An 18,733-nucleotide genomic window follows, 5' to 3' on the forward strand; every position below is an offset into this window, starting at 1 on the left:
TATGTCACTTTTCCGCATTATCACGACACCGTGAGTATGAGGAGAAAAGTGGTGCGTTCCAGCACGATTACAAAGGGAATTGCCGGTCTGGTGGCGCTGGGCGTTGTCGCCTGGGGCGGGACCGTCACTTATCTTGAGCATTTTGATCATGCTGGAGCACCGCAGTTGCCTGCCAGCAGCCCGACCCGCCAGGACCCGACGGCCATGGCGGCTTTTGCGGCCCTTCGGGAAGTGCGCTGCGACTACTGCCATACGCGGAATGTCGAACTGCCGTTCTATTTCAAGCTGCCGCTGGCCAACCAGATCATGAAGCGCGATCTGGTGCAGGGGCAGCGTCACTTCGAATATGCGCCGGTGCTGGCCGCGTTGCAGCAGGGCAAGCCGCCTTCGGTCGAGCAGCTTTCGCGCATCGAGGAAGTCATCACCCAGAACCGGATGCCGCCGGCGGCCTATCTGCTGATGCATCCGCATGCGCATCTGGACGAAAAACAGCGTGCGGACATCCTGAAATGGGTGCGTGAGCAGCGTGAGCGTTACTATGCGACGCCGGGTGTGGCGGCGCAGTTCCGTGGCGAGCCGATCCAGCCGATCCCTGAAAGCGTGGATGTGAACTGGAAGAAGGCCGAGCTGGGGCGGGCGCTGTTCTTCGACAAGGGGCTGTCGGGTGACGGCACGCTCAACTGCGCAAGCTGCCATGGTCTGAACAAGGGCGGCGTGGATAACCTGACGACCGCGACGGGTATTGGCGGCCAGAAGGGGCCGATCAATGTGCCGACCGTCTATAACGCCGTGTTCAGCATGGCGCAGTTCTGGAACGGCCGTGCGAAGGATCTGGCGGAGCAGGCAGCCGGGCCAGTCATGAACCCGCTGGAAATGGGGTCGCATGACTGGAACACGGTGTCCGAGCATGTTCGCAGCACGCCGGGTTATGCCGAGCAGTTTAATGCGGCTTTCGGCTCCGACCAGATCGACAAGGACACGATCACGGGGGCGATTGCGGAATATGAAAAGACGCTGATTACGCCGGACAGCCGCTTTGACCTGTATCTGAAGGGCGATGCGAAGGCGATTACGACGCAGGAGAAGCGTGGTTATGAGCGCTTCAAGGAAATCGGTTGCTCGGGTTGCCATAGCGGTCTTGCCGTGGGTGGCGATGCTTACGAGATCCTTGGTCTGGAAGGACCGTATTTCGAGAACCGTCATACGAAGCTGACGCCTGCTGATGAAGGCCGTATGGCCGTGACGCACAGGGAAAGTGACCTGGAGCGCTTCAAGGTTCCAAACCTGCGTAATGTCGAACTGACGGGTCCTTGGCTGCATGACGGTTCGGCCACCACGCTGGAGCAGGTCGTACGTGAGATGGCGCGTTACGAGACGCCGGATCATGACATCGCTGATCAGGATGTCACGGATATCGTGGCGTTCCTCAAGACGCTGACCGGCAAGTATGAAGGCATTCCTCTGAAGGATGTGCCGGCTGACCAGCCGCTGCAGGCTCCTGCGTCAGGTTCTGATTCCCGGAACTGACGCCCGGATATGTCCCAGTCAAAAACCGGAGAGGGGAAACCTCTCCGGTTTTTTTTATATATACAGAGCTATTGATCTCGCCTGTCTGTATCAAGCGGTTCTTCGTACGCCAGAAATCATGTGTTGCATGTTGGTGGATACTGGTGACGATATGGACGCTGGCCAGCAGATTCGTGACCGATTTTAAATAAAAATATTTTCACAACAGGTTGTAGTATGAGTGATTATCTCAAGGATTGCGTAAAATATGATGTTTCTGGGTCTGTTATAAATGGATTTCCGGAGGTTTTTAACCGCCGTAATGTTCTCTACGTTCCAAGACGACAGGGCGGTTTGGACAAGGATTTTGGTTTATTTGATGAGACGGGGCGACAGATCCTTGGAAATGCTCTTTTCTCGAGTTATCCGCCTGTATTGAAAACACAGTGTTTGACGACGGAAAAAAGTGGAGAACCGGCATCCCGCCAGAACCGCCCTGTCGTGTACGGGGGATGCATTGGCGATCATTACGGGCATTTCATAACCGAATGTCTGAACACGCTGTGGTATTTTTCGAGGGAATGTTCATCGGAAACGCTGGTACTTTTCCACAGCGACATGACGGTTGAAGAGATTTTTTCGAAGCCCTGGATGGTCGATCTGCTTCGTTATGCGGGGGTCCGAAAAGAACAGATCATTATTCCCCGTGTGCCGCTAAAATTTGATTTCATTACCATACCGGGGCAGGCTTTTTCTGAAGATGGGTTTGTTTACACGGGCTATGCAAAATATCTGAAAGCGCTGTCGTTGAAGGCGATTCAGGAAAGCAGCTTTGATTTCAAAGGGATGGTGTATCTCTCGAGGGTCAGCCCTCTCTATAATAGTCGTCTTCCCTGTAACGAAGAGGATCTCTGTGCTGAACTTTCGGGACGTGGGGTCAAGGTCGTTCGTCCTGAAGAACTGTCTGTTGCCGATCAGATCAGGATATTTAACGAAAATATTGTCATAGGGCCTATCGGCTCGGCTTTTCATACGTCGATCTTTGCCGGAACTCCAAAGGGAATAGCCATTTGTCCCTCAGACCGGCCTATTGCGCGTTCATACGAATTGATGGATGCGGCGCATGATACCGAGATACGCTACATGTACAGTGAGGATAAGATAGATCCTTCAATACTTGCGGAAAATCTGGTGAATACTGCCGGATCAAGTGCGTATTGGAAAACAATAATAGAAAAATTGGGATTGGGATTTCTGGATCGAAAAAACAGAGGGAATATTTTCTTTGTAGGTCATGAAAATATTCTTCTTTCGAGAGATGCGAAGGAGGTCGGGGATTATGACGTTCTTGTAGCCACAGTGGGTAACAAGTCATTCATTTTTGCAAACCATTCCTCTTTGCCGCCGTTTTTTATAGAAAAAGAATTGATCGAGACAAGAGTTATATCATATCTGAATTTTAAAGATGAAAATGGTATCGGATTTCGCAACCCGGTAAATGGTAAATGGCTGAAAGCAGTTCCGCCGGAGTTGAATAAGAGCCTTCATTGCGATGCGGAGCATGTCAATGATTGGGAACTCTTTCGACTGAAGCCTGTGGACTATCCGGATTTTTCCGGGGACCTGAAAATTCTTCTGGAAGCGCTGGCGTATCTTTCTGACACGGGAGATGTGGCTGGGTGCCTGACGATTGCTCCCTGTCTGGGGAATGCGCTTCAACGGTTTGAAGGCTCCGATTGTCAGTAGAATTTTTCTCTTCTGACAATCGTGATGCCTGAGTGGGCATGATGGGAGAGTTTATTTTCCCCTGTTTTATTGTGGAACGGGATTGCATTGCGGGGTGACGGGCTGCCCGGTCATTACGGCTGTCGTGAAGGCGGCGGAGTCCGGCAGGGAGCCGTTGACGGTCTGACTGTGGTCCAGTCCCCGGTAGACATGGGCCTGAACGGTTGAGCCGGCCGCGCAGGCGGCTTTGACCAGACCGAGCTGAAGAGCCGGGGGCACGTCATGGTCGTTCGTGCCGGTGCCGGTGAAGAGCGGCTGGGCCAGCTTCAGGGTCGGAAAGGCCATATCCTTCAGCGCCGGGCTTATGGCTTTGAGGAAGGTCGGTTGCAGGCTGTTGTGTAATGTCAGGCCAGCGTCCCGGCTCTGTCTGGACAGCGACGTCAGGCATTCATGCGCGGCATTGCGGTACACGGGCAGTGCTCTGGGTGTGAAAGCCTGTTCGGGACGGAAATGGGGATCGCGCCCTTCCAGTCCGGCGGCAAGGTAGAAGACGTAATCGATCAGCGGATTGTAGCCGGCGCCGGGTTGTGAAGCGGCTTTGAGCAGGCCGCCGAGCAGTTCGGGCGTTACGTAAGGGGCGCCGGTGGCCACGGTGCCGCGGATGTCCAGTTCAGGCGCGTAGATCGGCGCGTAAGACGCGGCGGCGACGGCCGCACCGCCTCCCTGCGACTGACCGACGATCATGATCCGGTTTTTCAGGCCCGGGAAGTTGGCGAGCGCCGCACGGACGCTGTCCAGGACGCTGTATGCTTCAACGCGGGTGTCCAGATAGGCGTGAGGGCCGGGTGTTCCGAGGCCCTGATAATCGGTGGCGACAATGGCGAAACCGCGTTTCATCCAAGCGGACAGATAGGTGCGGTTGCGGTCGCTGTACGGGTTGAGGGAGGGCGCGCAGCTATCATCGATGCCGACGGTGCCGTGGGCCCAGGCGACGATTGGCCAGCCGCCCTGGGGAGCAGGGCCTGCGGGCACGATGATCTCGGCCGTGACGGGAACGAGACCCTTGCCGGTGATGCCGTTGGTCGAAAGATAGGTGATGCGCAGGGCGCGCCCTGCGTCCGGCAGGCTCAGGGCGTCAGCCAGGGGGGCCGAGGCGATGATGGTTCCGGGCTTCTGGACAGCGGCCAGGGGGGCGGCGTGTGCTGCGGGAGCGTTGGCGAGGCCAGAGACGCAGAGGGCCGTGCTCGCAAGAAGGGGCAGGATCTTGCGCAGGAAAGGCAGGGGCATGAAAAATCCTTTGTCAGTCTCGCTTCGAAAGCCAGCGCATGTAACGCCGCGTGCAAGCGAGACTGACGGCATGTCCCTTAACGTCAAGTGAATTTGCGATTGCGGGTAGTTTTAGTCGTCCTGGGCGAGGCGGCGGTCGGCGGCCCTGTCGATCCGGTCGCGCTCTTCCGCCGTGAGGAGACCGCGCTCGTATTCCTGCGTGGCCCGGGCCTTGGCGTTGCTGGCGCGGGCGCGGGTATCGATCGGATAGGCGCGCTTCTCGGGGAGGCCGAAGGCGCTGTCGGGCAGGCTGTCGCGCTCTTCCTGTGTCAGATGGCTCATGGGTTTGTCCTCTTGGAGATGGAACCTGACAGTCAACGTATCAGTGCGGCGGAAGTGCCGAAATCCCGAAAGAACATTGTTCAATGACGCTGGAAACCGTTACATGCTCGGGGCCTGAATCCCAGTCGGGAGAGACAGGCGAGGCAGCAGGTGAGGACGGTGTGGCGAAGCGGGATCTGAGGGAGGACGAGGCGACGTTGTGGCGGATGGTTGTCCGTGACATCAAGCCGCTGAAGTCTTCGCGGACTCCGCATCGCATGATGCCCGTGGCGAAGACCGAGCCCCCCGCGCTTATGCCGGAAGCTGCGCGCTCGACGCCCGTGGTCTCCCGGCGTTCCTTTGTTTCGGTCCAGCCGAAAAAGCCTGTGTCACGTCCGGCAGAGCTTGCCGTTGGCGTTCGCGCGCCGGGACTGGATGATACGAGCTGGAAGCGGCTGTCACGTGGGCAGATGAAGGTGGATGCGCGACTCGATCTGCACGGTTATGTCGTACAGGAGGCGTTCGAGCGGCTGTATGACTTCATGCAGCGCGCCCGTGTGCGGAACTGGCGCTGTATCGAAATCGTGACGGGGTTGGGGAGCGGGCAGACCAGCGGGCTGATCCGGCGCGAACTGCCGCTGTGGCTTCAGCGGGGGGATTTGCGGTCCATGGTGCTGGCGGTCGTGCATCCTCATGCCGCCAATCATGGGTCGGTCCGGATCCTGCTGAAGACGCGCCGCCGCTGATCCTGTCAGAGGTGGCGGGTTTCCTGTCCTTCGCGCCAGCGCGGGATGTTGACGGCGAGCCAGCGGCGCAGGGCGAGCGTGGCACCAAGATCCGGGACCGTCCGTGACAGGAATGGAGCGGCATTTTCCCCTGTGGCCAGCTTGAAGTGATGCAGGTCCGCCCAGTGCCGGATGCCGGAATCCGCTCCGATTGCCGCGCAGGCGTGGCTCCATTGTGCGGCGATTCCGGGTGGGGTCAACATGGGCAGCGCGAGGGCCATGGCCGTGTCGGCGGCAGCGGAAACGGCCTGCCAGGCATGATAGAACGGGCCTTCGGGCGGCCGGTGCCGGGCCTGCTGATAGGCTTCCAGGAAAATGGGGATGGTCGTCGCATGCGTGTCGGTCAGGTCGCCGGTGTAATAGATCGCGCTCGTCCCTTCGGGCAGGTTGGCGAGAACGTCATCAAGCGGGCGGTCGAGCGTGTAGGGGGAAATCTGGACTGCATCGACAGTGCCCTCATGCAGGGCGGTCAGGGCATTTGATGAATCGACGTAGCCGGCCACGGGAATGGGGCGCAGGCCGAGGAGCGACAGACCCATCAGGGCGTTCAGTTCCGGGCCGCCGATATGCGAGACCGCAAGGCGGACGGGGTGGTCATGGAAGAAACCCGTCAGTCGGCTGCGCAGGGTCTTGTGCAGTTCCGCACGCGCGATGACGACGGTTGTGGTGGAGGCCACGAGGACGGGGATCCAGCGTCCGAAATCGTAATGGACACGGGAATCGCCGGTCAGGGATGCCAGCAGGGTGGCGCCGGGCAGCGCCAGGGCGGTGTTGCCGTCAGGCGCGCTGTTGGCGTCGAACAGGTTGGCGGCGCGGACGCCGTCCTGTCCGATGTCGGGGGTCAGTTCGAGAGGTGTCTCCAGCTCCAGGGCGTGGGACAGGGGGCCGCTCGCGAGCTCTGCGAACTGGCCGGGGGTGGAGGCGAGCGTGCCGCCCAGAAGGAGCTGGACACCCGTCAGGGTCCCGGCCCGGGCCGGGACCTTCAGGAAGGGAGCGGCTCCGGTCAGAGCCGCCAGCCCCTTCAGGGCTGCACGTCGGGTCAGTCTCACGGCCAGCGGACTTCCGGCGGCATGCTCATCAGGATGGCTTCGGTGTTGCCGCCCGTCTTGAGGCCGAACAGCGTTCCACGGTCATGCAGCAGGTTGAACTCGACGTAGCGGCCGCGGCGGATGAGCTGGGCGTCACGGTCGGCTTCGGTCCAGGGGGTGAACATGCGGCGGCGGACGACGGCCGGGTAGGCGTCGTGGAAGGCCATTCCCACGTCTTTGGTGAAGGCGAAGTCCAGATCGACGTCACCGGTATAGAACTGGTCGTAGAAAATGCCGCCCAGACCACGCGGTTCGTTGCGGTGGTGCAGGTGAAAGTAGCGGTCACACCATTCCTTGAAGCGGGGATAATGCTCCGGGTCGTGGCGGTTGCAGGCGTCTTCGAAGGATTTGTGGAAATAGGCGGCGTCCGACTGCGCTTCCGCACTTTCGGGGAACATCGGGGTGATGTCGCCGCCGCCACCAAACCAGCCCTTCGTCGTGATGATCATGCGCGTGTTGAAATGCGCAGCGCTCACATGCGGGTTGCACGGATGGGCGACGAGGGAGACGCCGGTTGCGAAAAAGCGCGGGTCTTCGTCAGCGCCGGGGATGTTCTTGCGGAATTCGGGGGAGAACTCGCCCCAGACGGTCGAGACGTTGACGCCGACCTTCTCGAAGACGCGGCCGCGCATGACGGACATGACGCCGGAACCGCCTTCGGGGCGGCTCCAGGCGGTGCGTTCGAAACGGCCCGGGGCCGTGCGGTCACGCAGGACCTGCGAACCGCCTTGCGCTGCTTCGTCTTCGAGTTTTTCGTAGGACGCGCAGATGCGGTCGCGGAGGGTTTCGAACCAGGCTTTGGCGTCCTGCTTGAGGGCGTCGTGAGGCACGTCTGGACGAACGGTTTCGGCGAAACCGGGGCTGATCTGGTCCATGTTTTCTTCCCCCGTCTATACAGGACAAAACTTCGTTACGCGCAGTGTCCTAGCAAATCGTGCCGCTGCCGAACAGTTGGCTGATGCATGCCTGCCGATGATCCGTGGCGGGACGATGGCGCAAAGACGTTTTCATTTCGTAAAAACGGCAGCATTTTGTGAAAAAGTTTCTCTGAATGCTGCAACACGCGGCTTGCGGGCCGCAAGGCTTGCGTGTCGGGCCGTCTCGTGGTCCAGAACGGGCGAGCGGATCAATCAGAAATCAGGAACAGACATGTCTTCGGAACAGGAAATCCAGCCCGTCATCGGTGTGATCGGTGGCTCGGGGCTGTATGACATTGACGGACTCGAGAACAAGGAATGGCGCCGGGTGGAAACGCCCTGGGGCGAGCCTTCGGATGAACTGTTGTTCGGCACGTTCGAGGGCGTGCAGTGCGTGTTCCTGCCGCGTCACGGACGGGGGCATCCCATTCCGCCGTCGCGTCTGAACTTCCGCGCCAATATCGATGCGCTCAAGCGGGCCGGTGTGACGGATATCCTGTCGCTTTCGGCTGTGGGCTCGCTCAAGGAAGAGCTTCCGCCGGGGCATTTCGTGCTGGTGGACCAGTTTATCGACCGCAGTTTTGCGCGTGAGAAGAGCTTTTTCGACACGGGCTGTGTGGCGCATGTTGGCATGGCGGACCCGGTTTCGGCGCGTGTGCTGGATGTGGTGCAGGGGGAGGCGGCTTCGCTCGGGATTCCCTTCACGCGGGGCGGGACGTATCTGGTGATGGAAGGTCCGCAGTTTTCAACCCGCGCCGAGAGCGAACTGTACCGGTCCTGGGGCTGTTCGGTCGTGGGTATGACGAACATGCCGGAAGCCAAGCTCGCCCGTGAAGCGGAGATGAACTACGCGACTGTGGCGATGGTCACGGATTTCGACTGCTGGCACAGCGAGCATGACAGTGTGACGGTCGAGGCTGTCGTGAAGGTCATGACGGGCAATGCGGAGAATGCGCGTCGCCTTGTGAAGGCTGTCATTCCGGTGCTGGGCAGGAAGCGTCCGGTCGATGCAGGTGCCGAACGGGCTCTGGATCATGCGATCATCACGGCGCCCGCCGCGCGTGATCCAAAGCTGGTCGCGAAGCTCGATGCTGTTGCGGGCCGTGTTCTGAAACAGGGCTGAGGCCCTGCGGGTGCCGCGCCTTCACCAGGCGCGGCGTGAACCATATTCAGTCGAAATTGTGGTTCGGGTCTGCGTCGACGTTAATGCCTGCGCGCGGATCGTCGATTTCCACACCGTCGAGTTCCGGCGGCGGCAGGTCCTTGACCGGGGTGCCCTGCGGTACGCCCTTGATGGCGATCAGATCGGTCGCTTTTTCGAGATAGCCTTCGGGACCACAATCCGGTTTGCCGTCGGCTTCCCACAGAAGGCGCGCTTCGTGCTGGATCGCGGCCTCGCGCTTGGGATCGTCTTTGAGCGGATTGGTGCTCATTTTGAAACTCCTGTCTGATCCGGTGCGGTGTTCGCCGGAATTACCATACGTTATAAGACCCCTCCCACGGTTTTGCGACAGGCTGTGTCACCGTGGGAGGAGATTGCCTCAGGCGAGGTGTGTTTTCAGGAAATCGACGCTGCGCGACCAGGCGAGGTCGCGGGCATCGCGGTTGAAACTCGCACGCTCGGGGCAGCCAAAACCGTGGCCGGCATCGTCATAGACATATTCCTCGACCTCGGGGCGGGCGTCGCGGATTTTCTGGACTTCGGTATGGGGAATGGAGGAATCCTCACCACCGAAATGCAGTTCGACCGGGCAGTGCGGCGCGGTTTCGACATGGTTGCCGATGCCGCCGCCATACCAGCTTATGGCCGCGTCCACGTCATGGGTGCGCGTCGCGGTCAGCCAGGCGAGCAGACCGCCCCAGCAGAAGCCGATGATGCCGACTTTTTTGTGCCCGGCATCGCGCAGGGCCTTCGCGCACGCGACAATGTCGACAAGTGTTTTATCGGACGGGATCTGGCTGCGGAGTTCGAGCCCTTCCGTCACGCCGGCCTGTGAGTAGGGCAGGACGACGCCGGCTTTCGCGCGGTCGAACACGGCTGGGGCGAGGACGTGGAAACCTTCCGCCGCGAAATCGTTGCAGACATTGCGGATATGATCGGTGAGGCCGAAAATTTCCTGAACGACGATGAGCGCGAAGGGCGACTCCGATGAGCCTGCTTCCCAGGCGTCGAAGCTGTGTCCGTCCGTGGCGGTCAGAGCTACCATCCGGCCTGAAACGGGGGTTTTCTTGTCTGCGGGGCTGTGTTTCATGTCTGTGTATCCAGTTCTGTAACGCCCGGAAGGCCATGAGCCATGAGCGACATCGTTAATCTCCGTCGGGAACGCAAACGCCGCAAGGGGATCGAGGATGCGAGGGTGGCGGACGCGAATCGGAGACTACAAGGGCGTACGAAGGGCCAGAAAGCCTTGGAAAAGCAGGAGAAAGAGCGCCTGAACGCTCTGCTGGACGGGCGGAAACTTTCTCGGGACGATAGCGAGAATCCTTGACGCGGAATGGGGAGGAGGACTATGTCTTTGGCACTCTCCGTGTGAGAGTGCCAAACTGCACTGCAGTCATTGAGTGCAGCAACCCGGTCACGCTGCTTTGTACAAGGGTGTGGCCATAAATGGAGCGATCCATGACGAAGTTTCGTCCCCTTCATGACCGCGTGGTGGTCCGTCGCCTGACGGGCGAAGAGAAGACCGCTGGCGGCATCATCATTCCTGACACCGCCAAGGACAAGCCGACCGAAGGCGAAGTCGTTTCTGTCGGCCCGGGTGCCCGCAACGAGCAGGGCCAGGTTGTGGCTCTGGACGTCAAGGCTGGTGACAAGGTGCTGTTCGGCAAATGGTCCGGCACCGAGGTCAAGATCGACGGCGAAGAGCTGCTGATCATGAAAGAGAGCGACATCATGGGTGTGATCGGCTGATCAGCCGTCCCCGTTTCCTCTCGTAAAAACCTCATTCAGGAGTAAGAATTATGGCTGCCAAGGACGTAAAGTTCGGCGCTGATGCCCGTGAGCGTATGCTGCGTGGCGTTGATATCCTCGCAAATGCCGTCAAGGTGACGCTGGGCCCGAAGGGTCGCAATGTTGTTCTCGACAAGAGCTTTGGCGCACCGCGCATTACCAAGGACGGTGTGTCGGTTGCCAAGGAAATCGAACTGGCTGACAAGTTCGAGAACATGGGCGCCCAGATGGTCCGCGAAGTCGCGTCCAAGACGAATGACATCGCAGGCGACGGCACCACGACCGCAACCGTGCTGGCTCAGGCCATCATCCGTGAAGGCGCCAAGGCTGTTGCCGCCGGCATGAACCCGATGGATCTGAAGCGCGGCATCGACAAGGCTGTCGGCGTTGTCGTTGACCAGCTGAAGAGCAACACGAAGAAGATCACGTCTCCGGAAGAGATCGCCCAGGTCGGAACGATTTCCGCCAATGGCGAGACCGAGATCGGCGAGATGATCGCTTCTGCCATGCAGAAAGTTGGTTCCGAAGGCGTCATCACGGTTGAAGAAGCCAAGGGCCTGCACACGGAACTCGACGTTGTCGAGGGGATGCAGTTCGATCGCGGCTACATCTCCCCGTATTTCGTGACGAACCCGGAGAAGATGACGGCTGACCTCGACAGCCCGTACATCCTGATCCACGAAAAGAAGCTCTCCTCGCTTCAGCCGATGCTGCCGCTTCTCGAAAGCGTGGTGCAGTCCGGCCGTCCGCTGGTCATCATCGCCGAAGACGTCGATGGTGAAGCACTGGCCACGCTGGTCGTGAACAAGCTGCGTGGTGGGCTGAAGATTGCTGCCGTCAAGGCTCCGGGCTTCGGTGACCGTCGCAAGGCCATGCTGGAAGACATCGCCATCCTGACGGGCGGCCAGGTGATCTCCGAAGACATCGGAATCAAGCTGGAATCCGTCACGCTCGAAATGCTGGGTCGCGCCAAGAAGATCCACATCGAGAAGGAAAACACCACGATCGTCGAAGGCGCTGGCAACAGCGACGACATCAAGGGCCGTTGCAACCAGATCCGTGCGCAGATCGAGGAAACGACGTCCGACTACGACCGCGAAAAGCTTCAGGAGCGTCTGGCCAAGCTGGCTGGTGGCGTTGCCGTCATCCGCGTCGGTGGCAGCACCGAAGTCGAGGTGAAGGAGCGCAAGGATCGCGTTGACGACGCCCTGCACGCAACTCGCGCTGCCGTTGAAGAAGGCATCGTTCCGGGTGGTGGCACGGCTCTGGCCCGCGCATCTTCTGCTCTGAAGGGTCTGACCTTCGACAACGACGACCAGCGGGTCGGTGGCGAGATCGTTCGCAAGGCGCTTCAGGCTCCGCTGCGCCAGATCGCGTTCAACGCCGGTGAAGACGGTGCGGTCATCGCAGGCAAGGTGCTTGAGAACGACGGCTATGTCTTCGGCTTCGACGCCCAGAAGGGTGAGTACAAGGACCTGGTGGCGGCCGGTATCATCGACCCGACCAAGGTTGTCCGTACGGCCCTGCAGGACGCCGCCTCGGTTGGTGGTCTGCTGATCACGACGGAAGCCATGGTTGCCGAGCGCCCCGAGAAGAAGGCTCCGGCCGCTGCTCCGGGTGGCATGGGCGGCATGGGTGACATGGACTTCTGATCGAAGTCCGGTTCCTTTCCTGTTCCTTCCTCGGAAGGGGCGGGGAAGGCTCCCAGATGTTGCAAAAAAGCCTCTTGCCTGCGGGTCAGAGGCTTTTTCTTTGTCTATTTAGTTGCTGAAAGATAACGAAAAAACGGGGGTGGGGTATAAATGTTGCGCGGAGAACACATGTTGCATTCAAGTGCTCCGTATAAGCATGGCTGGTATGTATTTTTCGTGACAGTAACGCTCCGACATCTTTAGAGAGGGTCCAACATTCTTCTGAAGGATCTTGTTCTTTGATGAACACATCTCGTCGCCATCTGTTGCTGTGTGCATCAATTCTCGGAGTTGGGACCCTGTCCGGGACGGCATTCGCCGCTTCCACGACACAGCCGGAACACCGTTCCCACAAGGTTGTGCATCACAAGGCTTCCACTTCGACGACTGCCGCCAAAAGCACGAAATCTGCTGCTGTTGTTGCTCCTGCCGCCACATCGTCTGTTGCTGTGCCTGTCGCCACGACCATGTCGGCTTCCTCCAGTCGCCGTCGTGCCGCGCTTCTTGAGGCGCAGGGTGTCTCGGGCGGGACCGAGCGCATGGTTGTCACGGGATCGGCTCTGGCCTCCTCAAACAACCAGAACGCCAACCCCGTCCAGATCGTGACGGCGAAGCAGATCCAGCAGACGGGTGCCACGACGCTCAGCGACTTTTTCGCGCGTATCCCGTCCATCGGTGGAACAGGATCGAACAACTCGGAAACCAATGGTACGGGTGGCGCGTCCTGCACTGATATCCGTAACCTGGGTTCCAACCGCGTACTGGTGCTGATCGATGGCAAGCGCGCCACGCTGAACGGTCAGACCAACTGCATCGATCTGAACGCGCTGCCGGTCCAGCAGATCGCCAGCGTCGAAATCCTGAAAGATGGCGGTTCCGAACTTTATGGCGCGGATGCCGTGTCGGGCGTCATCAACATCAAGATGCGCCATAACCTCTCGGACGGAAACATCACGATCCGTGGTGGCATCACCGGGCAGGGCGACAACGATACGGGCATGATCTCCGCCTATAAGGGCTGGAACTTCGATCATGACAAGGGCAACCTAACGCTGTTTGGCCAGTATATGACGCAGGGCGGTGTTCTGCAGCGTGACCGCAGCTGGGCCAACCCGGTGCAGTTGACGGATAATCCCTTTGGTTCGGGTGGGGAGACCTACGGTTCAGGTTATTCGAACTACACGCATGTTCAGAACAGCACGACAGGCCTGAATGCCGCCGTTGCGCCTGATGGAAAGACGGTCAGCAACTGGGGCACGAACAACCGGTATGACTATGGCCGCCATCAGAGCCTGATCAACCAGCTTCAGGATGCCAGCCTCTCGGGGGACTTCCACTACGAGTTCAACCGGCACGCCAATCTGTATTCCAATGTGATGTACTCGCATCGGACCAGCTCCAGCTATATGGCAGCCGAGCCGTTTGACGGTTCTGTCCAGCCCAGCACGCTGCCGTCCGTTCTGACGGTGCCGGCCAATGATCCGAACAACCCGTTCGGTCAGGACGTGGACATCACGAAGCGCCTGACGGAGCTCGGGGACCGCCGCGACGAGAATGCAACCGACACCGTCACGGCCAAGGTGGGCTTGAATGGTGAGATTGCTTATGGCTGGAACTACGACCTGTCGTATACTTACGGTTCCAACATGTCGACGGATCACCTGGAGAATGTGGGTTCGTATACGAACCTGCTGAACGCCTACGGTCTGCAGCAGGTTGATCCGTCCAGTGCGACGAGTGCGCTTGTCTATAATCCGTCGGTCTGCCCGTCTTTCGGATGCAGCAATCCGTTCGGGACGATGGGCAGTCAGGCCGCATCCTACGTCAACTACAACACGAACACGCATTCGCATTACCAGCTTCGTGACTGGAACCTGCGTATCCACAACAACCACGTGACGACGATGCCCTGGAAGGGCGGCGGCGATCTGGGTATTGCGGTGGGTTTCGAGCATCGTGGCGAGCAGCTGACCAACACGCCTGACGAACTGATCAGCAGCGGACAGAGCCTGACCAATACGGTTCTGCCGACCAGCGGCGGTTTTGACGTGACGGAAGGTTATGCGGAAGCCAAGGCGACACTGCTGAAGAATGTCTTTCTTGCGAAGGATCTGACGGTTGACGTGCAGGGACGTGCGTCCGGTTACAGCACGACGTCCGAGACGGCGAAGAACTGGAAGGCATCCATCAACTGGGCCCCAACGCGGGACATCCGTTTCCGTGGCACGATCGGCACGTCCTATCGCCAGCCGAACGTCTATGAGCTGTATGGTGGGCAGTCACTCAGCTACAATCTTGCCAACGATCCGTGTGATGCCGGGCAGGTCGGCACGTATGGTGCTGCTTCTGCGACAGTTGCGGCAACCTGTGCCAAGCAGGGGATCAACACGTCCACGTTCCATCAGTCGGGCACGGGTCAGGTTCCGACGCTGGGTGGCGGCAATGCGCATCTGGCACCTGAGATCGGACGGACCTACACGTTCGGTACGATCATCACGCCGCGCTGGATCCCGAACCTCTCCATCTCCGGTGAGTTCTGGCACTACTCGGTCAACCACACGATCAGCGCGCTTCCGACGCAGTATATTCTGGACGGATGCTACACGGGCACCAGCTCTTCGCTTTGCAATGCGATCAACCGTCTGTCGAATGGCCAGATCAATACGGTGTCGGCGACGAACCAGAACACGGGTGCGCTGCATGAAAGCGGCGTGGACTTTGATTTCGACTACCGTATCCGTGTGGCACGTCACGATGTCCTGTCGGTCTCCAACAACTTCCAGTATCTGCTGAACTACACGCAGCAACTCGTTCCGGGTGGCGCGTTCACCAACTACACCGGTGCGCTGCTGTATGCCGGTGGTCCGAACAACGCCAATGCGTCCTACGGTATTCCGCGCGTTCGTGACTATGCGACGTTCGGCTGGACCCATGGTGCCTTCACGGCGACCTATATGTTGCAGTTCATCGGCGGTATGCGCTGGAACGATCAGTCCGAGTTCCTGAACTCCACGACGGCTGGCCGTTACAAGACGCCGATGATGATCGAACAGGATCTGACGCTGGCCTATCGCTGGAAGAAGTGGAACTTCGAGAGCGGCATCAACAACATCACCAACAAGAAGCCGCCGTTTGTGGCCAGTGGCGTGGATAACAGCGCCGGCGCGACCTATGGCAGCTTCTATCAGGGACGTTATTTCTTCCTGCAGGCCGGTCTGAACTTCTGATCCTGCCAGTCTGAAAAACGGCCTGGACCTTTCGGGGTCCTGAAGAGCCCCCGGCCCTTGTGGTCGGGGGCTCTTTTTTTGTGCGAAATTTCCGGGGGCGGCGGGACCCGTCAAACGGTTTACGATCGGGAACGCCGATGACCTTGCCGTGCTGCATTGCGCAAGGCATGGGGCTGACTGAAGCAGGCGCATGAGCAGGCTGGGCAGTCTTGGTGGTCCCGTTCAGCCCTGAAGGAGAGGCGGCTCGTTTTCCTGTATTTCAGGATGCAGGAAGCGGGCGATGTCTTCCAGCGCTTCGGCCAGCGGCATGCGGCGGACATCCACGCCGTCGGGGAAGGCCGAGAGCAGGCGTGAGGGCATGCGGCGGTCCAGCATGACGAACACGCCGCGATCGGTGCCCTGCCGTATCAGGCGGCCGAAAGCCTGTCGCAGGCGCATGCGGGTGATGCGATCGTCGTAATCGCCGGGGCGGCCTTCGGAGAGCAGGCGGCGGCGTTCGCGGTGCAGGATGTCGGGGCGGGGCCAGGGCGTCTTTTCGAATACGACCATGCGCAGGGCTTCGCCGGGGACGTCCACGCCATCGCGCATGGCGTCCGTGCCCAGCAGGCAGCTATGGGTTTCGGTGCGGAAGACGTCCACGAGGGAGGCATTGTCCATCGCATCGACATGCTGGGCGTAGAGCGGGAAGCCCTGTGTTTCCAGTGGTTCGTGGATGCGGCGATGGACTTCGCGCAGGCGGCGGATGGCCGTGAAGAGTCCGAGCGCGCCGCCACCTGCGGTTTCGAACAGGGCGCGGAAAGCGTGGGCGAGGGACGGGATTTCGCCCGAGACGTCCGTGATGACATAGGCGCGCGTCTGCGTCGCGTAGTCGAACGGGCTCATGACCGAGGCGCGGATGGGCGGCTTGAGGAAATGCGTGGCGCCCAGACGCAGTTCGGCCGCGTGCCAGCTTGCCTCGTTCTGTGTGTCGCCATGGCCGGTCTGGTCGCGCAGGGTGGCGGACGTCAGGAGCAGGCCGTGCGCGGGGGTCTGGATCGTCGAGACGAAGGGAATGGTCGGGTCCAGCCAGTGCCGGTACAGGCCGATGTCATGATCCCCCTGTGTCGCGCGGGTGCGGGGCAGTCGTTCGGTGCGGATGAAATCCACGAAGGTAGGCGTGACGTCCGGTTCGGGGGGCGTCTGAAGCGCGTCCAGCATGCCGATCCAGCCGGACAGGCGGCTGATGGCGCGGCGGTGCAGGGTGCGGATCATGGCCTCGATGCGCTGGCGGGTCGGGGCGTCCATTTCCGCATCGTCCTCGACCTGTGCGGCGAGGCGGTCGGCCAGAAGACGAATGGGATCGCGCAGGCGTGTCAGGGCGCGGCTGAGGGTTTCGGCGGCGCTGGCAACATCCTCATTGACGGGGTGCAGGTCACATTCCGCCGAAATATAGCCGTCGCGACTGTCCTTGGTCTGCCGGGCGCGGAGCTGGTGGTCCAGGGCGTGCAGGAAGGCTTCGGACGGGTTTTCCGGCGCGGGGTCTTCCGGGATCAGCAGGGATGTTTCGCCGGGGAGCGGGGGAAGGTCAGGGTCCTGTTCGGTCTCGGTCTGTGGGCGCAGGCGCGTGCTCCAGCCGGGAGCGGGAAGGGCACGTGCGGCCTGAAGTGCGGCCTGAAGCGGCGTGTCGATCATGGGCAGGCGTTCGACCAGGTCGTCCAGACGGCGTTGCAGGCCACGGGCGCGTGAGCGGCTGCCTTCCGCGCCGAGCAGCCAGCGGCGCAGTTCGGCGGCTTCGAGGCCGGACAGGGCTGTGGCGAAGGCGCTGTCTGCGGCATCGGGGATATGATGGCCTTCGTCGAAGACATAGCGCGTGGGCGTGGTGTCCTCGTCGGGCAGGCCGGGTGGAGCAAGGGCGGCCCAGGCGGCCTGTGAGAGAACGAGGGCGTGGTTGGCGACGACGAGATCGGCCTGACGGGCGCGGCGGATGCCGTGTTCGACGAAGCAGGTCTGGTAATGCGGGCAGGCGGCGTGGATGCACTCCCCGCGCCGGTCCGCGACGCCGAACAGTGTGCCGTGGCCGAAGAGTTCGCCAAACCAGCCGGGGAGGTCCCCGCCCATGAGGTCGCCGTCGCGGCTGGCTTCGGCCCAGCGCGCAAGCAGGGCCATGGGGAGAAGCGCGGAGAAACCGTCAGGGCCACGGGATGTGGCGACGTTGAGCAGGTCTTCCATGTTCAGCAGACACAGATAGTTCTCGCGGCCTTTGCGGACGACGACCTTGTCCCGCAGTGTGGTTTCATTCGGGTAGAGACGGCGGAGTTCCTGCTCGATCTGGCGCTGGAGATGGCGGGTATAGGTGCTGACCCAGACGGCGCCGTCATTCTGTTCGGCCCAGAGGCTGGCGGGGGCGATGTAGCCGAGCGTCTTGCCCGTACCGGTTCCGGCTTCGGTGAGGACGACATTGGGGGAGCCGATGCTTTCGCGCGGTTCGAAAGCGGCTGTGGCGACGGATGCGAAATCGGCCTGACCGGGACGGATTTCGGCGTTTTTGCCAAGGATGTCACGCAGGCGCTGTCGGGCGGCGTTTGGCGAGACGGGCTGGCTTCCGGGCGCGGGACGGGGAGCGGTTTCTTCCCAGCGGGGCAGGCGCTTCCAGATGCGGATGGCTTCGTAGGGATGCGCGCCTGTCGTGTCTTGCGGGGTTCCGAGAACGTCCGTGACCTCGCCGCTCCAGGCCCAGCCGGCGCGGGTCAGGGGGACCATCAGGGCACGGAGGCGCGTACCTTCGGGCGTTTCGACCTTGTGCCGCAGTTCGTCGAGCAGGGTTTCGCACAGGACGGGCAGGAGGTCCGCGCCGATGATCTCGGGTGGTTCGATGCCGAGCGCGAGGGCCAGTCCGCGCGGGGTGGGGGCGACGGTCGTGGCGGGGTGGACGAACAGGAAGAGGTCCAGCAGGTCGAACCATGGGACAGGCTGGGACAGCGGGGAGAGATCCAGCGCGCGCAGGGCGGCGGGGCCGTGGACCAGAAGCGGCGGGGGAAGCTGGGTGAGGCGCTCGCGCGTTTCTTCCGCCGTAAGGTCCAGCAGTTCGCCATCCGGAGTAAGGAGCGAGGACAGGCCGCGACGGGCGACGAGGGCCGGAGCGTCGAATGGCGAGAGAAAGGTGGGGGCGCGGGGCATTGTCGCCAGTGTAGCGGGTAGGGGAAAATCCGGCGAGGATGTTTTGCGGGTTTTGCGAACGGAACGTGAAACACGGCTGTCTGCAAGGGCTTGGGGCGTAC

15 protein-coding genes are annotated in these 18,733 nt (G+C 60.8%); 8 read left to right on the top strand and 7 right to left on the bottom strand.

What is annotated here, in order from left to right; translation table 11 throughout:
- The first annotated feature begins 36 nt into the window (after positions 1–36).
- Together GFJ39_RS04470 and GFJ39_RS04475 are read left to right on the top strand one after the other, a co-directional pair.
- Positions 37–1,527: a cytochrome-c peroxidase gene (locus GFJ39_RS04470; RefSeq protein WP_153430212.1), complete on the top strand. Its 1,491-nt coding sequence runs from the start codon at positions 37–39 to the stop codon at positions 1,525–1,527.
- 216 nt (positions 1,528–1,743) lie between these two features.
- Positions 1,744–3,252: a glycosyltransferase 61 family protein gene (locus tag GFJ39_RS04475; protein WP_153430214.1), complete on the top strand. Its 1,509-nt coding sequence runs from the start codon at positions 1,744–1,746 to the stop codon at positions 3,250–3,252.
- Between the two features lie 66 nt (positions 3,253–3,318).
- Here GFJ39_RS04475 and GFJ39_RS04480 read toward each other — a convergent pair whose 3' ends face one another.
- Positions 3,319–4,518: a lipase family protein gene (locus GFJ39_RS04480; protein WP_153430216.1), complete on the bottom strand. Its 1,200-nt coding sequence runs from the start codon at positions 4,516–4,518 to the stop codon at positions 3,319–3,321.
- A gap of 111 nt (positions 4,519–4,629) precedes the next feature.
- A complete protein-coding gene (locus tag GFJ39_RS04485; protein ID WP_153430217.1) occupies positions 4,630–4,839 on the bottom strand; it encodes a hypothetical protein in 210 nt (69 codons plus the stop codon).
- Between the two features lie 83 nt (positions 4,840–4,922).
- On the opposite strand from GFJ39_RS04485, the gene GFJ39_RS04490 reads away from it, so the two are divergent.
- Positions 4,923–5,564 carry a Smr/MutS family protein gene (locus GFJ39_RS04490; protein ID WP_153430218.1) on the top strand — a complete coding sequence of 214 codons (642 nt, stop codon included), beginning with the start codon at positions 4,923–4,925 and terminating at the stop codon, positions 5,562–5,564.
- A 5-nt stretch (positions 5,565–5,569) separates the two neighbouring features.
- Here the strand turns inward: GFJ39_RS04490 and GFJ39_RS04495 are convergent, their stop codons facing one another.
- Positions 5,570–6,652, bottom strand: coding sequence for a type 2 periplasmic-binding domain-containing protein (locus GFJ39_RS04495; protein WP_325062828.1), 1,083 nt, complete (start codon positions 6,650–6,652; stop codon positions 5,570–5,572).
- Positions 6,649–7,566 (bottom strand): oxygen-dependent coproporphyrinogen oxidase, encoded by a 918-nt coding sequence (hemF, locus tag GFJ39_RS04500; protein WP_153430220.1) that lies wholly within the window; start codon positions 7,564–7,566, stop codon positions 6,649–6,651. Before hemF ends, GFJ39_RS04495 begins: the two co-directional genes overlap by 4 nt.
- 274 nt (positions 7,567–7,840) lie before the next feature.
- Between hemF and GFJ39_RS04505 the strand changes: the two genes are divergently transcribed.
- Positions 7,841–8,731, top strand: a complete 891-nt coding sequence (locus GFJ39_RS04505) for an S-methyl-5'-thioadenosine phosphorylase (RefSeq protein WP_153430221.1) — start codon at positions 7,841–7,843, stop codon at positions 8,729–8,731.
- A gap of 46 nt (positions 8,732–8,777) precedes the next feature.
- On the opposite strand, the gene GFJ39_RS04510 is transcribed toward GFJ39_RS04505, so the two are convergent.
- Both GFJ39_RS04510 and GFJ39_RS04515 read right to left on the bottom strand, forming a co-directional pair.
- Positions 8,778–9,041, bottom strand: coding sequence for a hypothetical protein (locus tag GFJ39_RS04510; protein ID WP_228391792.1), 264 nt, complete (start codon positions 9,039–9,041; stop codon positions 8,778–8,780).
- Between the two features lie 108 nt (positions 9,042–9,149).
- On the bottom strand, positions 9,150–9,860 hold the full coding sequence (locus GFJ39_RS04515; RefSeq protein WP_228391793.1) for a dienelactone hydrolase family protein: 711 nt from the start codon (positions 9,858–9,860) through the stop codon (positions 9,150–9,152).
- Positions 9,861–9,902: 42 nt separating this feature from the next.
- Here GFJ39_RS04515 and GFJ39_RS04520 point away from each other — a divergent pair, with 42 nt between their 5' ends.
- The 4 genes from GFJ39_RS04520 (at position 9,903) to GFJ39_RS04535 (ending at position 15,476) form a co-directional block, all read left to right on the top strand.
- On the top strand, positions 9,903–10,097 hold the full coding sequence (locus GFJ39_RS04520; protein WP_153430222.1) for a DUF4169 family protein: 195 nt from the start codon (positions 9,903–9,905) through the stop codon (positions 10,095–10,097).
- 131 nt (positions 10,098–10,228) lie between these two features.
- A complete protein-coding gene (gene groES, locus GFJ39_RS04525) occupies positions 10,229–10,519 on the top strand; it encodes a co-chaperone GroES (RefSeq protein WP_024717078.1) in 291 nt (96 codons plus the stop codon).
- Between the two features lie 50 nt (positions 10,520–10,569).
- Positions 10,570–12,210, top strand: a complete 1,641-nt coding sequence (gene groL / locus GFJ39_RS04530; RefSeq protein WP_153430223.1) for a chaperonin GroEL — start codon at positions 10,570–10,572, stop codon at positions 12,208–12,210.
- Positions 12,211–12,491: 281 nt separating this feature from the next.
- On the top strand, positions 12,492–15,476 hold the full coding sequence (locus tag GFJ39_RS04535; RefSeq protein ID WP_194285287.1) for a TonB-dependent receptor domain-containing protein: 2,985 nt from the start codon (positions 12,492–12,494) through the stop codon (positions 15,474–15,476).
- Between the two features lie 222 nt (positions 15,477–15,698).
- On the opposite strand, the gene GFJ39_RS04540 is transcribed toward GFJ39_RS04535, so the two are convergent.
- Entirely contained in the window at positions 15,699–18,632 is a 2,934-nt protein-coding gene (locus tag GFJ39_RS04540; RefSeq protein WP_153430225.1) for an ATP-dependent DNA helicase, read from the bottom strand.
- Positions 18,633–18,733: the final 101 nt, after the last annotated feature.

This window comes from Gluconobacter aidae (assembly GCF_009547075.1).
Classification (GTDB): domain Bacteria; phylum Pseudomonadota; class Alphaproteobacteria; order Acetobacterales; family Acetobacteraceae; genus Gluconobacter; species Gluconobacter aidae.

Bases quoted from the DNA above. Each gene is read 5' to 3' on its own strand.
- GFJ39_RS04470 (WP_153430212.1), top strand. From the start codon at position 37: ATGAGGAGAAAAGTGGTGCGTTCCAGCACGATTACAAAGGGAATTGCC.
- GFJ39_RS04475 (WP_153430214.1), top strand. From the start codon at position 1,744: ATGAGTGATTATCTCAAGGATTGCGTAAAATATGATGTTTCTGGGTCT.
- GFJ39_RS04480 (WP_153430216.1), bottom strand. From the start codon at position 4,518: ATGCCCCTGCCTTTCCTGCGCAAGATCCTGCCCCTTCTTGCGAGCACG.
- GFJ39_RS04485 (WP_153430217.1), bottom strand. From the start codon at position 4,839: ATGAGCCATCTGACACAGGAAGAGCGCGACAGCCTGCCCGACAGCGCC.
- GFJ39_RS04490 (WP_153430218.1), top strand. From the start codon at position 4,923: ATGACGCTGGAAACCGTTACATGCTCGGGGCCTGAATCCCAGTCGGGA.
- hemF (WP_153430220.1), bottom strand. From the start codon at position 7,566: ATGGACCAGATCAGCCCCGGTTTCGCCGAAACCGTTCGTCCAGACGTG.
- GFJ39_RS04505 (WP_153430221.1), top strand. From the start codon at position 7,841: ATGTCTTCGGAACAGGAAATCCAGCCCGTCATCGGTGTGATCGGTGGC.
- GFJ39_RS04510 (WP_228391792.1), bottom strand. From the start codon at position 9,041: ATGAGCACCAATCCGCTCAAAGACGATCCCAAGCGCGAGGCCGCGATC.
- GFJ39_RS04515 (WP_228391793.1), bottom strand. From the start codon at position 9,860: ATGAAACACAGCCCCGCAGACAAGAAAACCCCCGTTTCAGGCCGGATG.
- GFJ39_RS04520 (WP_153430222.1), top strand. From the start codon at position 9,903: ATGAGCGACATCGTTAATCTCCGTCGGGAACGCAAACGCCGCAAGGGG.
- groES (WP_024717078.1), top strand. From the start codon at position 10,229: ATGACGAAGTTTCGTCCCCTTCATGACCGCGTGGTGGTCCGTCGCCTG.
- groL (WP_153430223.1), top strand. From the start codon at position 10,570: ATGGCTGCCAAGGACGTAAAGTTCGGCGCTGATGCCCGTGAGCGTATG.
- GFJ39_RS04535 (WP_194285287.1), top strand. From the start codon at position 12,492: ATGAACACATCTCGTCGCCATCTGTTGCTGTGTGCATCAATTCTCGGA.
- GFJ39_RS04540 (WP_153430225.1), bottom strand. From the start codon at position 18,632: ATGCCCCGCGCCCCCACCTTTCTCTCGCCATTCGACGCTCCGGCCCTC.